Raw genomic sequence first — 14292 nt, 5'->3', positions numbered from 1 at the left:
CCCAACTGGAGCCGAGCCTATGGACCGGGAGACATCGGATATCGGACCAGCCGCAGCCGAACAGCATCGACCTGGACGCACGCTGCTGGCCGCGACCGGCGTCTGGTCGATCGGCGGCGCGACATCCGCGTTCTTCGCTTTCGCGTATTCCGAGCCGTTCCTCCCGCTCGATTGGGTCGCGCGAGGGTTGTGGACTCTGGCCGGCGTCGTCCTGCTGGGGTGGTGCCTCTGGCACAACTGGACGCCGGAAGGTCGTCGCTCGGCGGTTGCGGCCGGGGGCTTTGTGGTGCTCGTCCTCATCGTCTCGCCCATCCTCTGGCCCCACCTCGCGGCGTCCGGGAATTGGGCCCAGGTCCGCCTGGACTTCGCTCGGAACCGCAGCAACTACGAGAGGATCGTCGCCCAACTTATGAAGAGGCCGGACCCGACTTCGGGCCGATCCAAGATTGACGGCGTGAGTTACGAGGTCGAGCCCGGCCCCCCCCTACGGATCGCCTTTCCCCTGCCCGGCGGGATCCTCGACAACTGGACCGCGATCGCCTATGACCCGTCCGAGGAAGTGCTCCGCATGGGGCCGGTGGGGCGGAAACCCTCGCGCTGGGACGATCCGGATCTCGAGGAGGTTCGGCTCTGGTTCGGCGGAGAGCTGCGTCGCGCTTGGCGTCTGGGCGGGGGGTTCTTCTACTGCATCTTCACATGAAGGGCGACGCGTCCTCGAACGGGCCGCCTGGCCGGAAGATCGCCCGCATCGAATCCTCGAACACCCCGAACCGACGGGCGACGTCCAGCACGGTGAAACGGCGTCGGATAGAGGACGCCTGCTCGTAAGAGACGCGTAGTCGATCGGCCGGGATGCCGATCTCTTGCGGTCGGTCGGGACAGCCGACCTGGCGGAGGCGGGCGCGAACCTCGTCGAATGGGATCAGATGGCGAGCAAGGCGGTCTCGGACCTCGGGCCAGGCTTGGCCGAGGCGGAGGAGCTGCTCACGAAGTTGGTCGGGCGAGGGATGCTTGGCGCGCGTCTCCTCGACGGCCTTCGCGGCCAGTTCGCCGGGGCCGAACAGCTCGACGATCCGACGTGCCTCATGCTCGAAGGTCGGCCAGGAGGCGACGGCCCGCTCCACGTCGGCATGCTCAAGATCACGCGCGAGCAGATCCTGATGCAGGGCCAGCGAAGCCAGCGTGCCGATCCCGACCTTGAAGCCGTGCGAAGGGGCCGCCCCTTGGAACGCGTGGCGCTGCATGTCCCAGAGGTGGCTGAACTGGTGGTCGGCGCCCGAGGCCGGCCGGCTGGTGCGGTGCGCCTGCATCGCGAACCCGCTCATCATCAATCCAGCGACCAGGCCGCGGAGGGCCTCCGGATCGTTGCGCGCGACGCCCGAGGGGTCGGCGACCCACGACTTCAGATTCTCGTGGACGATCTCCCAGACGGCGGGGGCGATCGGCTCGACCCGGGCGGCGTCGGCGAGGATCCAGTCGGCCCCCGCGACGTTCTTCGCCAGGAGGTCGGCGTATCCCGATGCGTTCATGCCGGCCGGGGCCTTCGCAATCACGTCGAGGTCGGCCGCGACGACAGCCGGCGCGGGGCAGTCGAAAGTCTGCTTCGAGTCCCCCCGCGTGATCGACGCGCCGAAGGCCGTGTAGCCGTCCATCGAGGCCGCCGTGGCGACGGCCATGTACGGCCGACCCAGTCGGTGCGCGGCCAGCTTGGTCAGGTCGTTGATCGTCCCCGAACCGACGGCCACCGGGATCGCGTCCACGCCCGCGAGCGCGGCCTCGAGACGGTCGGCGTCCTCGATGCCGGCATACACGTCCGCACCGAAGACAAAAGGCCCTGGGCAGGGGTGCCCGGCGCCCCGAAAGGCGGCGACCACGTCGCGGCCGGCGGCCTCCCAGGTGTTCGGGTCGGCCACGATCTGAGCCGGCCGGCGGCCGAAGATCGCTTCGAAGAGCGCGGGGGCCTCATGGCGGGTCCCCTGGCCGATCGCCAGTTTGCGGGTATCGCGTGCGGCCTTCAGGGCGGTTTCGAGCAGGGAGTCGGGATTCATGGGCGGCTCGCTCTCGGCTCGACTCGGGCCGCCCTCGACGGGCCCGCAAGGCGTGGGGAAGGGGGGCTCCCGGTCCTCGTCTCATCTTGGCAGCGGTTGGCGCGAGGGGCAAGTCGGGGGGTCCGGCGAGGGCGGTAGAGCGTTCGACGGAGAGTTTTCAAGGGCCGATCGGGGGCGATCCCGGGGCTTTGAAAAAAAGTAAAAGTCCGTCGTCGCGAATGCCGACGCGATTTCGACTTAAGCGGATTTTCGATCTTGCCCGGAATCGGGCGACCAGATAGAAACTCCGCAGAACGAGGCCCTGGCAGGGCCGCGATAACGCGAGGAAGCCGCTTTGAACACCGAAGACCGCTCATCATACTGGTTCGTACGAGAAGCGGCCCCGGCGTTGGTTTTTCTCGAGATCGTCGATCGCGTCGAGGCTCGCGGATCCGGGTCGTCCCTGCTGGGGTCGGCGATGGGTGAAGGAGCGTTCGAGCGATGATCGTCCGTTCGATCGCCGGGGGCGTGGAAGTCCTCGCGCCGGCGAAGTTGAACCTGTTCCTGGAGGTGGCGGGGCGGCGGCCCGACGGCTACCACGAGATCGAATCGCTGATGGTCGCGGTCGACCTGTTCGACGAGCTGACCTTCCGCGAGGAGGAGGGCGGGGGGATCGCACTCGCGTGCGACGACCCGAGCCTGCCGGTCGACGGCCGGAATCTCGTGGTGCGTGCGGCCGAGCTCCTGATGTCGGAGTCGGGCTGTCGGTCGGGGGCGCGGATCGCCTTGAAGAAGGCGATCCCGGCCCAGGCGGGCCTGGCCGGCGGGTCGAGCGACGCGGCGGCGACGCTGGTGGCGCTGGACCGCCTCTGGAACCTGGGGACGCCCCCGGAACGGCTCGCCGAGCTGGCGGGACGGATCGGCAGCGACGTGGCTTTCTTCCTGAACGGCCCGACGGCGGTCTGCCGCGGTCGGGGCGAGCTGGTGGAAGCCGTGTCCCTCCCGGTCCCCCTGCACTTCGTCCTGGTGGCCCCGAAGGTCGGCCTGAGCACGGCCGACGTGTATCATCGCCTGAGACCGCCCGAAACGCCCAAGCCCATCGGGCCGGCCCTCGCCGCGTTGGCGGCCGGGGATCCGGTCGAGCTGGGACGGAGCCTGTTCAACCGGCTCCAGCCCGTCGCCGAGACGATCCGCCCGGAGCTTGCCGGATTGCGGGACGCCTTGGCGAATCTGGGCCCGCACCTGTGCGGGTCCCTGATGAGTGGCAGCGGTTCCGCCTATTTCGGCCTCGGCCGCGACGCCGCCTCGGCGGAGCGCGCCGCGGACGCCCTCAAGCCGCTCGGACTAGGATGGGTCCGGGTCGTGACCTGCGGCCCCTGAGCAGAACGCCTCGTAAAGGAGTACCGGCTGTGGAGATCACCGAAGTTCGCATCAAGCTCATGGAAGACAACTCGGGGAGCAACGAGCGTCTGCAGGCCTTCTGCAGCATCACGTTCGACGACATGTTCGTCATCCGGGACCTCAAGATCATCGAGGGCGCCAAGGGCTTCTTCGTCGCGATGCCCTCGCGGAAGCTGACCGACCGCTGTCACAACTGCGGCACCAAGAACCACCTGCGCAGCCGCTTCTGCAACCACTGCGGATGCCGGCTCGACGAGAACCGCGCCCTCCGCGACGCGGACGGCCGCGCCAAGCTGCACGCCGACATCGCCCACCCGATCAACTCGATGTGCCGCGAGAAGATCCAGGCCGCCGTGCTCGCCTCGTACGCCGAGGAACTCGAGCGCGCCAAGATGCCGGGCTACGTCTCGCGCTACGACGACTACGAGACCGACGACTACGACGTCCCGTACGAGGCCCAGTCCCCGGCCGCCCTCGCCGGCGGCGAGCCGCCGCTGCGTCGCGGCCCGCTCCGCGGCCACACCCAGCACGCCCGGGGCGGCCAGTCGATCCTCCGCGGCCCCCACGTCGCCCACCGCAAGGAGAGCGCCCCCGAAGGCGTTGCCTCCGAGAACCATCGCGGCGACGCGGCGTTCGGCAACGGGATCTGAGCGTCCCCGCCCGTCCGCGACGAGCCCCCTCAAGCCGAGTCCGACGCGAAGCCCCCGGGCCCGAGCGTCGGCCCCGGCTTTTTTCGTTTTCGCTGGCGTCGCGCCGGGCGACACGCCCATAATCATTGCGACGACAGACGTCGGAGCTTGCTGGACCCGGGGAGCCTCGCCATGGCGATCGACGCGGAAGCCGCCGTCACCAAACACGTCGGCGAGGCCCCGCCGGCCGTCGGTGCCTCGCCGACGCCCAGGGCTCGGCTCCTCCGCCTGGCGCGTCGACTCCTCCTCTTCACGGGCTTGATCTTCGTGGGCTTCTTCGCATCCCTCTACGCCCTCCAGGCGAGCATGATCTTCCCCGGCTCCGCGTCCCAGGGCCGCCCCGAGGCCGTCGTCCGCGCCGGGCCGGGCGAGGAGCTGGTCCGGCTGCCGACCGACGGCGGCGAGGTGGCCGCCCTGTTCGGCGCCGCGCAGGCCGCCGACGGCCGGCCGCTGGCCGACGCGGCGTCGCGGCCCGCGCTCGTCTTCTTCTACGGCAACGCGATGTGCCTGGCCTACTCGTCGGTCGAGTTCGATCGGTTCCGAAGGCTCGGCCTGAACGTGATCATCCCGGACTACCTCGGCTACGGGATGAGCGGCGGCAAGCCGTCGGAAGCGGGCTGCCGCCAGACGGCGCAAGCTTGCCATCGGTTCTTGCTCAAGCACGGGTTCCCGGCCGATCGGATCTTCGCCGGGGGCTGGTCGCTGGGAGGGGCGGTGGCGATCGACCTGGCTTCACGAGAGAAGGTCGCCGGCCTATTCGCGTTCAGCACCTTCACGAGCGTCCGCGACATGTCGCGCACCTTCTTCCCGATCGCCCCGCCCGCCGGCTTCTTCACGGACAAGTTCGACAGCCTGTCCAAGATCGGCGCGCTGGACTGCCCGATCCTCCTCGGCCACGGTCGCCGCGACCCGCTCGTCCCGTTCGCCATGTTCGAGCGCCTGAAGGAGACGGCCAGGGAGCCCATGACGCTGGTGCTCGACCAGGCCGAGCACAACGACTACCTCGACCTCGGCGGAGGTCGGATGAATCGAGCGATCCTCGATCTCGTCGCCAGGGCCGAGGCTCGCTGAGGGTTCGAGGGCGTCGCCGTCAGGCCAGGGCCGCGACCGCTCCTCGGAAGATCTTCATCCCGTGTCCCTCATGGCCGAGGGCGTCGCCGAGGCGCGTCCATCGGGGGTGGTGGAGCGGGGAGACGAAGCGTTCGGGATGGGGCATCAGTCCGAAGATGCGGCCGGTCGCGTCGCAGATTCCGGCGGCGGCGCGGGGCGAGCCGTTCGGGTTGGCGGGGTAGTCCTGGGTCGGCGCGCCGGTCGCGTCGGCGTATTTCAGGACGATTCGGCCGGCATCGTCGAGCGCCTCCAGGACCTTCGGGTCGGACAGCAGGAAGCGGCCCTCGCCGTGGGCGACGGGGAGTTCCAGGGGCTCGTCGAACGAGACGAACGGCGAGACTCCCGGGCTCGGCAGGAGCTTGACCCAGCGGGCCTCGAAGCGGCCGGAGTCGTTGTGGGCGAGTGTGGCGGGGCAGGGAGCCTCGCCGCCGGGGAGCAGGCCGCAGCGGACGAGGACCTGGAAGCCGTTGCAGACGCCCAGGATCAGCCCGCCGCGGTCGTGGAACCGTCGCAGGGCGTCGCCCAGGCCGCGGGCCAGGTGGGTCGCAAGGATGCGGCCGGCGCCGAGGTCGTCGCCGTACGAGAAGCCGCCGGGGAGGGTCAGGACCTGGAACAGGTCGAGCGCATGCGGCTCTTCGAGCAGGCGGCCGACGTGCCAGGATTCGGCGCGGGCGCCGGCGAGGTTCCAGGCCTCGGCCGTCTCCTCGTCGCAGTTGGTCCCGGGCGCCCTCAGCACGATCACGCGAGGCGTGGCCATAACGGTCAAAGTCCCTTGAGAAGCACCGACGATCGGCCGACGCCGATCGCTCGATCAGTAGGAGGGGTCGGTCGAGCCGAACGACGAGGACGATTGATAGTCGGGCTCGGCGGCCCGGTAGGCCAGGTTGCGCCTCAGCAGGTCGGCCTCGTAGACCTGGACGACGAAGTCGGCCGCGATCTTGAGGCGGGAAGAGGTCCCCTTGCCGGGGAAGTCGGCCGGCGAGCCCTTGCGGAACTCGGCGACGCCGACGTGCTTGGCCCGGCCCTTCACGTAATTGATGCCGGGGATGCCGTCGGCGTCGCCCGAGATCAGCAGGGCGGTGTCGTAGGTGTCCTGGAGGGCCACCATGTCGACGGCGAGGCTGGTGTCGAGCCCCTTCTCGTTGACGGTGTGGTGGAGCAGATCCACCTTCCAGTGCCCTTCCTGGCGGATCTCGACGAAATCGGTGGCCGACTGGACGCCGTGGTAGAACCGCTTCTTCCGCTCCAGCGCCCGGCGCTTGCCGTCGTACCACTCGCGGGTCTCGGCGAAGCAGATGCTCCAGGCCTCCTCGATGCGCCGTTCCGCCGGCAGGTCGGGGCGGCTGCGGAGGACGTCCTCGACGTAGGCGTCGCGAAGCCTCGGGTTCATCTCGAATCGGGCCCGGAGCCGGGACTCGGCCTTGGGGTCGTTGAGGTCCCACTCGTCCATCTTGCCGACGACGTACCAGTAAATCCGCGAGTGCTGGGCGGTCGGCCAGGGCGAGCCCTCGGCGAACGTCCGGCCCCAGTACTGCACGCTCTGCTCGAAGACGTGGCGATAGAACGCGCCGTAGTCGTCGACCCGGAGGTTGAGATGCTTGAGCACCCCGTCCAGGTTGGAACCGTCGACGAATGTGACGAACCTTAACATCTCCGGAGGCCCCCAAGTTCTCGATCCGGGCGCGGGCGATTCATCCATAAACTGGCGTCCGGGCGAGGGACGCTCCAGGTGCGGTCACCAATTCAAGGGGCGACGCCAGGCCGCCGCCATTTCATCCAGCGAGGCGTCGATCACGCGGCCCCCGTCGATCCCTTCGACCACGAGCCGGGGCGGGCCGCCGTGGGCCGCCGTCGTTTCGCCGATCTCGGCGAACGGCAGGCCCCGGAGCGTCGCGGTCAGGGCTTCGAGGTTCTTCGGCTCGACTTCCAGCAGGAACCGCGAGGGGGACTCGGCGAACAGCAAGGTCGCGTCGGTGGCCGCGGCGGCGTCGCGGGGGACGCCTCGCAAGGAGACGCTCGCCCCGATCTCGCCGGCGAACGCCGACTCGGCCAGGGCGACGGCCAGGCCCCCCTCGCTGAGGTCGTGGCAGCTCCGGACCAGCCCGGCCGCGATCGCCTTGTGGAGCGCCCGGAAGGTCGCCAGGCCGACCTCGGGCTCGACTCTGGGCGCGACGCCCCCTTCGAGGCCGCGGGCCTCGGCGAAGAGGGAGCCTCCGAACTCCGCGCGGGTCTCCCCGACGACGACGATCCGGTTGCCCGCCGCCTTGAAGTCCATCGTGGTGCAGCGGCGGACGTCGGGCACCTGGCCGATCGCGCTGATGAGGAGCGTCGGCGGGATGGCCAGGCTCCGGCCCTCGTGCGAGTACTCGTTGTAGAGGCTGTCCTTGCCCGAGATGAACGGCGTCTTGTAGGCGAGCGCCAGGTCGCGGCAGGCCTGGGCGGCGAGGACCAGCGAGCCGAGCGTCTCGGGACGCTCGGGGCTCCCCCAGCAGAAATTGTCGAGCAGGGCGATGCGGTCGGGGTCGGCCCCGACGGCGACGCAGTTGCGGACGGCCTCGTCGATCACGCAGCCGGCCATCGCGTAGGGGTCGAGCCGGCCGTAGCGCGGGTTGATCCCGCACGAGATCGCCAGGCCGCGATGCGAGCCGACGACCGGGAGGATCACCGAGGCGTCGCCCGGCCCGTCCTCGCGCTCGCCGACCAGCGGCTTGACGACGGTCCGCGCCTGGACCTCGTGGTCGTACTGGCGGACGATCCATTCCTTGCTGCAGACGTCCCAGTGGCCGAGGATCGCCAGCAGGTCGGCCGTGAAGTCGGCCGAGGCCGGCGGCTCGATCGCCCGCGCCGGGGGGGGCGTGAACGTGGCCGAGCGGACCACGTCGGGGCGGCCGTCATGGAGGAAGTCCATCGCCAGGTCGCCGACGATCTCGCCGTGGTAGCGGAGCGTGAGCCGGCCGGTGGCCACGAACTCGCCGAGGTCGGTCGCCTCGACCCCCTCCATCTGGCAGAGGTCCCGGAACGCCTCCCAATGCTCCGGCGGCACGGCGAGGACCATCCGCTCCTGGGCCTCGGAGATCCAGATCTCGGTGTAGGAGAGGCCCTGGTACTTGAGCGGGGCGTTCTCCAGGTCGACGACGGCGCCGAGGTCGGCACCCATCTCGCCGACGGCCGAGCTGAAGCCCCCCGCGCCGCAGTCGGTCAGGGCGCGGAAGAGGCCGAGGTCGCGGGCCCGCACGATGACGTCCAGGACCATCTTCTCGGTGATGGCGTTGCCGATCTGGACGGAGCCGCCCGAGAGCGACTCGCTCTCGCTGGTCAGCTCCACCGAGCTGAACGTGGCGCCGTGGATGCCGTCGCGGCCGGTGCGGCCGCCGATGGCGACGATCCTGTCGCCGGGCTCAACGCTCTTGAACGCCTTGCCGCGCGGGAGCACGCCGACGGTGCCGCAGAACACCAGCGGATTCGCCAGGTAGGCCGGGTCGACGGCGAGCGCGCCGTTGACCGTGGGGATGCCCATCCGGTTGCCGTAGTCCCGCACGCCCGCGACGATCCCCTTGAGCACCCGCTTCGGGTGGAGCACGCCGGCCGGGAGCTGATCCGGCGCGAGGTCGGGCGGGGCGACGCAGAAGACGTCGGTGTTGCAGATCGGCTTCGACCCCAGTCCGGTCCCGAGCGCGTCGCGGATGACGCCGCCGATGCCCGTGTTCGCCCCGCCGAAGGGGTCGATGGCGGAGGGGTGGTTGTGGGTCTCCACCTTGAAGCAGACGTCGTACTCGTCGTCGAACCGGACGACGCCGGCGTTGTCGGAGAAGACGCTGACGAGCCAGTCGAGGTCGAGTTCCTGGGTCGCGGCGAAGATCGTCCGCTTCAGCAGGTTGTCGATCGGCTTGCCGTCGAAGTCGATCCGGCCCCGGAGCGTCTTGTGGGAGCAGTGCTCGCTCCAGGTCTGGGCGATCGTCTCCAACTCGCAATCGGTGGGGTCGCGGCCCTGGTCGCGGAAGTGGGCCTGGATGGTCCGCATCTCGGCCAGGCTGAGCGAGAGCTGGCCGTCTTTGCTCGCCTTGACGAGCGCCGCGTCGTCCATGGCGAGGATCGGCACCGTCACCAGCGCGAAGTCGTAAGGCTTGCCCTCGCCCAGCCGATCCAGGTTCAGGGGGCCGACGACGACCTGATCGACGGCGTCGTTCGCCAGGACGCGCTGGATCAGCCGGGGGAGCTGCTCGGCGGGCCCCTCGATGCGGTAGCTGCGGATGCTCCGGACCCCCTCGACGGCGAAGCCCAGGTCGCCCAGAAGTCCCAGCGCGCTTTCGCCCTCGGGGTCGGTCACGCCCGGCTTGGGGGAGACGTGGACGACGGTCGCGGACGGGCCGTCGGCGGCCGGGCAGGGGGCGACGCGGAACGTCTCGACGACCGGGTCGACGAGGACCTGGCGCGCGGCGTCGCGGAGGTCGTCGGCCGTGAGGCCCCCCTCCACGAGATAGCCGCGGCTGGAGGCGATGCGCCAAGGACCGGGCAGTCCGGATTCCACGGCTTCCTGGGAGGCCCGGAGGCCGGTCGAGTCGGGCTGATCGGACGCGGGCTCGATGTCGAGGTGCCAGAGCATGCTTGATTTCAACACACAAGAGGAGGTTTCGACGTTCGTTCGGTCGCGGGGGTGCGGTCGGTCTGTCGGCTCGCCCTCTCGGGCGGCGGGGTCAGGGCCCGGGGGGCTGCTGGGCCTCGAACAACGAGCGGCGGGCGCGGGCGTCGCTCCACCAGCGGCGGATCGACTCCTCGTCGTCGTTCATGAGGGCGTACTTGAGCGAGGAGAGGCGGTCCTGGAGCTTGCCCACGGCGTTCATCAGGGGGCCGCGGTTGTCGCGGAAGATGGCCGTCCAGAGCTCGGTGTCGGCGGCGGCCACGCGGGTGCAGTCCCGGAAGGCGCCCGCCGCCAGCGGGTGCCAGTCTGCGGGGACGGTGGCCGCCAGCGAGGCCGCCAGGGCGTGGGGCAGGTGGCTGGTGTAGGCCACCACCTCGTCGTGCTCGGCGGGGCCCATCTCGACGATCCGGCAGCCCAGGCCCGACCAGAAACTCCGGGCCCGTTCCAGGCGATCGAGGGCGGTGCGGGGAGAGGGGGTGAGGACGCAGACCCGCCCTTCGTAGAGGTCGGCCCGGGCGAAGGCGGAGCCCGATCGCTCGGAGCCCGCCATGGGGTGGGCGGCGACGAACATCGCGGCGGCCCGGGGCGACCGGTCCACGGCCTCGACGATCGCCCGCTTGGTGCTGCCGGCGTCGGTGATCAGGGCCGCCTTCGGGGCCGACTCGGACGCGCGGCGGACGTCCTCGGCGACCCGGCCGACGGGCGTGCAGACGACCACGACGTCGGCTTCGGCGACGCCCGAGGCCATGTCGGTCGTCGCGCGGTCGATCGCCCCTCGCGAGCGGGCCTGCTCCAGGCTGGTCATGTCGCGGCCGACGCCGACGACCTCGCGGGCCAGGCCTCGGCCGCGCAGGGCCATCCCGATCGAGCCGCCGATCAGGCCGACGCCCACGACGGCGACTGTTCCCAGACGGTCCAAATCACTTCCCTCGCGCCAGGATGCCGACGTCGCACGAACCGACGAGATGGCAGCGCGGCGGCCGTCGAGCCCCCCCGCTTCGCCATTCTTTCATCTTACACGATGGCCCCGACGCAAAACGAGAGCGATGTGCGGCGTCGGCGGACCGATGTCTCGGGCCGCGCCGGCTGGGAGGGCGCCCGATCCGGCGGCGGCCGCGATCAGGCCTGGGTGATCAGCAGCAACTCCTGCAGGGCGTCGCTCATCGCCTGGGCCGACTTCCAGCGGGCGCGGGGCTGCTTCTGGAGGGCTTTCTGGAGGATCCGCTCCAACTCCTCGGGGGCGTCCGGCCGGAACGCGCGGAGGGGGATGGGGGGAGACTCCAGGATCAACTCGTACGAGTTGGCCTGACGGGGGTTGAAGCCGTAATAGGGGTACTCGTTCGTCAGGAGATAGTACAGGGTGGCCCCGGCGCTGTAGATGTCGGCCGGCTCCTTGACGTGGCGGAACTCGCGGATGTGGTCCGGGGAGAGGAATCCGGTCGAGCCGCCGACGTCCCCCTGCCGGGTCATCGTCGAGAACAGGTTGCCCTCGACGAAGCTCTTGGCGAGCCCGAAGTCCGAGAGCTTCACGCGAGGGCGGTGCACCGGACCCATCACCAGGAGGTTGGACGGCTTGACGTCGCGGTGCACGTAGCCCTTGCCGTGGGCGTAGGCGAGGGCCGAGAGGAGCTGGCGGCCGATCTGGGCGACCGTGGGGACGGGCAGGGGCTGGAACTGCCGCGCCCACTCCAGGGCGTTCTTGCCGTCCACGAACTCCATGATGAGCTGGTAGTGCCCGTCAACCTCGAAGAGGTCGTAGAACTCCACAATGCCGGGATGACCCTTGCCGCCGGGGGTAAGCAGGTCCTTCAGGACCCGGATCTCGCGCTGGAAGTAGCCGAAGGCCTTGTCGTCGGCCGTGGCGCTGGCGCGCATCATCTTGATGGCCACGCGGCGGTTGGCGGAGAGGTGCACGGCGCGGTAGACCTCGCCCATGCCCCCCTCGCCGATCAGCTCCTCGATCAGGTAGTCGGGATCGGTCTCGGGGAATTGCCCACGCTTGGCGCGGCATGCGTCGCAGAGCCGGGCGTCGACGGCCGCCGTCCCCTCGGGGGCGAGGACGCCGGTCTTCTCTCCGGATTGGGAATCGCCGGGGGCCGGGGGGAGGATGCGGGCCCCGCAGCCGGCGCAGACGGCGGCGGGCGGCCCCCCGGCGTGGGATCCGAACACCAGGACCTCGAACGAGCTTTGCCCGGCCGTGATCACGTCTCCTTCGCGGAGCGGCACGCGCTCGACGCGGAGGCCGTTGACCTTGGTGCCGTTCGTGCTCCCCAGGTCGATCAGGTGGTAGGCGAAGTTCCGCTTCTCGATCCGGAAGTGGTCGCGCGAGAGCAGGAGGTCCCGCACCATGGGGAAGGAGGCGCGCGAGGAGCGGCCGACGACGAAATCGTCGCGCTGATCGATCCGCTGCTCCTCGCCGATGTGAGGACCGGACGTCACGCGCAGCAGCAGGTCCATGCGGATCTCCGACGCCTCCCGGCCGCCTCTTCGTCCCCCTCGTTCCTCTTCTACCAAAATCGCGCCGGGAAATGAATCCGCCGGCGCTCGCCGCGCCGGCGGAGGGCGGGGATCAGGCCACCGGCTGCTTCACCGCCAGGTCCCGCAGGGCCCGGAGGTCAATCTTCCCGGTGCCGGTGATGGGGATCTCGTCGATCCGGACGAAATCCCGTACGGAGGGGATCCAGAGCCGGGGAACTCCGGCGTCGACCAGACGGTGGTGCACGTCGTCCGGGGTCGCGCCGCCGAGTTCGGTATACAGCACGCAGAGCCGTTCGCCGTGCTTGGGGTCGGGGATCGAGGTGACGGCCACCTGATTCTCGTCGACGCCCGCCGCCGCCATGATCGCGGACTCCACGCCGACGTGGGGGACCATCTCGCCGGCGATCTTCGAGAACCGACTCAAGCGGTCGGTGATGGTGAGGAACCCGTCGTCGTCGACGAACCCGAGGTCGCCGGTGGAGTACCAGCCGTCCTTGAGCACCTTGGCCGTGGCCTCGGGCTTGTGGAGGTATCCCGGCATCACCTGGGGGCCCTTCACGCAGATCAGGCCGGTCGCCCCCGACTTCAGGTCCTCCCCGGTCTCGGGGTCGACGGTCTTCACGGCCGTGCCGGGGACGGGGAGCCCCACGCTGCCGGGCTTGTTGGCGTAGAGCTTGCGGCCGTCGGGGAGCGTCGTCTCGGCCGGGACGTTGACCGACACCACCGGCGACAGCTCGGTCGTGCCGTAGCCCTGCATGGGCTCGATCCCCAGGGTCGCCTTGATCTCGCGGTAGGTCTCGTCCTTCAATTTCTCGGCGCCCAGGAGCAGGTGCTTCAGGGCCTTGAACTGGTCGGCCCGGCAGGCCTTCAGGTACATCCGGGTGAACGACGGGGTGCCGGCGATCAGGGTGACGTCATGCTCCTCGCAGAGCTTGCCGATCGTCCGCGCGTCGAGCGGGTTGACGTGGTAGACCACCGACTTGCCCAGCACCAGGGCCGTCCAGATCCCGATCGTGTAGCCGAACGAGTGGAAGAAGGGGAGGATGCCCAGGATCATCTCGCGCTCGGCCAACTCGATCTGCTCGTCGATCTGGAGCACGTTGCTGAGGATGTTGCGGTGGGTGAGCATCACCCCCTTGGGATCGCCGGTCGACCCGGACGTGAAGATGACCGTCGCCAGGTCGTCCAGCCCGCGCGTCCGGAGGCCGGGCAGGAAGCGGCCCAGGGCGGGGATCGGCACGGCCTTGGCGACCAGCGCCGCGAACGCTTTGTCGGAGGCCCGCACCTTGGCCGGCACGTCCTCCAGCATCAGCAGGTCGGCCGAGGGCCGGATCGGGCACTTCTCCAGCACCCGACTCGACGTGATCACCCGGCGGATGCCGCACTGGGCCACCGCCGAGTCGACCATTGCCTGGTTCGTCGTGTAGTTCAGGTTGACCGCGACCTTCCCCAGGAACCCCAGCGCCAGGTTCGCGACCGCCGAGGGGACCATCGGCGGCAGCATCAGGCCGACGAACTCCTCGTCGCCCAGCTCGCGGGAGAGCACCCGGCTCAGCGCCGCGGCCTTCATGAGGGTCTGGGAATAGGTCAGCTTGGCCCCGAAGCTATCCTGGATCGCGATCCGGGAGGGGGTCTTCCGCGCCCGGATCACGAACGCGTGCAGGAGCGAACGCCAGCCGGGGCGGAGGGGGGACAGGGGCCTGAATATCCCGTGGCCGCCGCTACCCTGATTCGTCGTAGGAGAGGCGGCGGTCCGATCGCTTCCGCTCATGTCTGGGGCTCCCGGGCGTGAGCTAACACGACATCTATGCATAACTTGGGACGAGGGGGCGGGCCGGCCCACTCTACTGCAAAGCCGGGGACCCCGGCAACCTCGGACCGGCCCGAAACCGCTCGATCGGCTCCCGATCGATCCCGAGCGAATTCGGCGCGGACGGGGGGCCGAAGC

At 70.0% G+C, this 14292-nt stretch carries 11 protein-coding genes; 4 read left to right on the top strand and 7 right to left on the bottom strand.

The genetic code is table 11. The features are described 5' to 3' along the window. Positions 1-19: 19 nt before the first annotated feature. On the top strand, positions 20-700 hold the full coding sequence (locus tag G6O68_RS14930; RefSeq protein ID WP_165249123.1) for a hypothetical protein: 681 nt from the start codon (positions 20-22) through the stop codon (positions 698-700). Here G6O68_RS14930 and G6O68_RS14925 read toward each other — a convergent pair. Continuing rightward, on the bottom strand, positions 693-2048 hold the full coding sequence (locus tag G6O68_RS14925; RefSeq protein WP_165249121.1) for a sn-glycerol-1-phosphate dehydrogenase: 1356 nt from the start codon (positions 2046-2048) through the stop codon (positions 693-695). The two genes, G6O68_RS14930 and G6O68_RS14925, sit on opposite strands and share 8 nt — an antisense overlap. Positions 2049-2528: 480 nt before the next feature. Here G6O68_RS14925 and ispE point away from each other — a divergent pair, with 480 nt between their 5' ends. The 3 genes from ispE to G6O68_RS14910 all read left to right on the top strand — a co-directional run bounded on the left by ispE (position 2529) and on the right by G6O68_RS14910 (position 5188). Further along, positions 2529-3407 carry a 4-(cytidine 5'-diphospho)-2-C-methyl-D-erythritol kinase gene (gene ispE / locus G6O68_RS14920; protein WP_165249119.1) on the top strand — a complete coding sequence of 293 codons (879 nt, stop codon included), beginning with the start codon at positions 2529-2531 and terminating at the stop codon, positions 3405-3407. Between the two features lie 29 nt (positions 3408-3436). Next, positions 3437-4078 carry a SpoVG family protein gene (locus tag G6O68_RS14915; protein WP_165249117.1) on the top strand — a complete coding sequence of 214 codons (642 nt, stop codon included), beginning with the start codon at positions 3437-3439 and terminating at the stop codon, positions 4076-4078. A gap of 171 nt (positions 4079-4249) precedes the next feature. Further along, on the top strand, positions 4250-5188 hold the full coding sequence (locus tag G6O68_RS14910; RefSeq protein ID WP_165249115.1) for an alpha/beta hydrolase: 939 nt from the start codon (positions 4250-4252) through the stop codon (positions 5186-5188). A gap of 19 nt (positions 5189-5207) precedes the next feature. Here the strand turns inward: G6O68_RS14910 and purQ are convergent, their stop codons facing one another. From purQ to G6O68_RS14880, 6 genes are all read right to left on the bottom strand, one after another. After that, positions 5208-5984, bottom strand: coding sequence for a phosphoribosylformylglycinamidine synthase I (gene purQ / locus G6O68_RS14905; RefSeq protein WP_165249113.1), 777 nt, complete (start codon positions 5982-5984; stop codon positions 5208-5210). A 54-nt stretch (positions 5985-6038) separates the two neighbouring features. Beyond that, complete coding sequence (locus G6O68_RS14900; protein ID WP_165249111.1) at positions 6039-6878, bottom strand: NYN domain-containing protein; 840 nt, start codon at positions 6876-6878, stop codon at positions 6039-6041. Between the two features lie 84 nt (positions 6879-6962). Next, complete coding sequence (gene purL, locus G6O68_RS14895; protein WP_165249109.1) at positions 6963-9830, bottom strand: phosphoribosylformylglycinamidine synthase subunit PurL; 2868 nt, start codon at positions 9828-9830, stop codon at positions 6963-6965. 91 nt (positions 9831-9921) lie between these two features. Further along, positions 9922-10785 (bottom strand): prephenate dehydrogenase, encoded by an 864-nt coding sequence (locus G6O68_RS14890; protein ID WP_240911228.1) that lies wholly within the window; start codon positions 10783-10785, stop codon positions 9922-9924. A 200-nt stretch (positions 10786-10985) separates the two neighbouring features. Then, positions 10986-12323: a protein kinase domain-containing protein gene (locus G6O68_RS14885; protein WP_165249108.1), complete on the bottom strand. Its 1338-nt coding sequence runs from the start codon at positions 12321-12323 to the stop codon at positions 10986-10988. Positions 12324-12435: 112 nt separating this feature from the next. Further along, positions 12436-14115 carry an AMP-binding protein gene (locus G6O68_RS14880; protein WP_165249105.1) on the bottom strand — a complete coding sequence of 560 codons (1680 nt, stop codon included), beginning with the start codon at positions 14113-14115 and terminating at the stop codon, positions 12436-12438. Between the last annotated feature and the right edge of the window lie 177 nt (positions 14116-14292).

The sequence above is a fragment of the Paludisphaera soli genome (assembly GCF_011064595.1).
GTDB lineage: Bacteria > Planctomycetota > Planctomycetia > Isosphaerales > Isosphaeraceae > Paludisphaera > Paludisphaera soli.
Note: the sequence above shows the minus strand (reverse complement) of the source record. Positions and strands in the feature narration are given on the sequence as shown.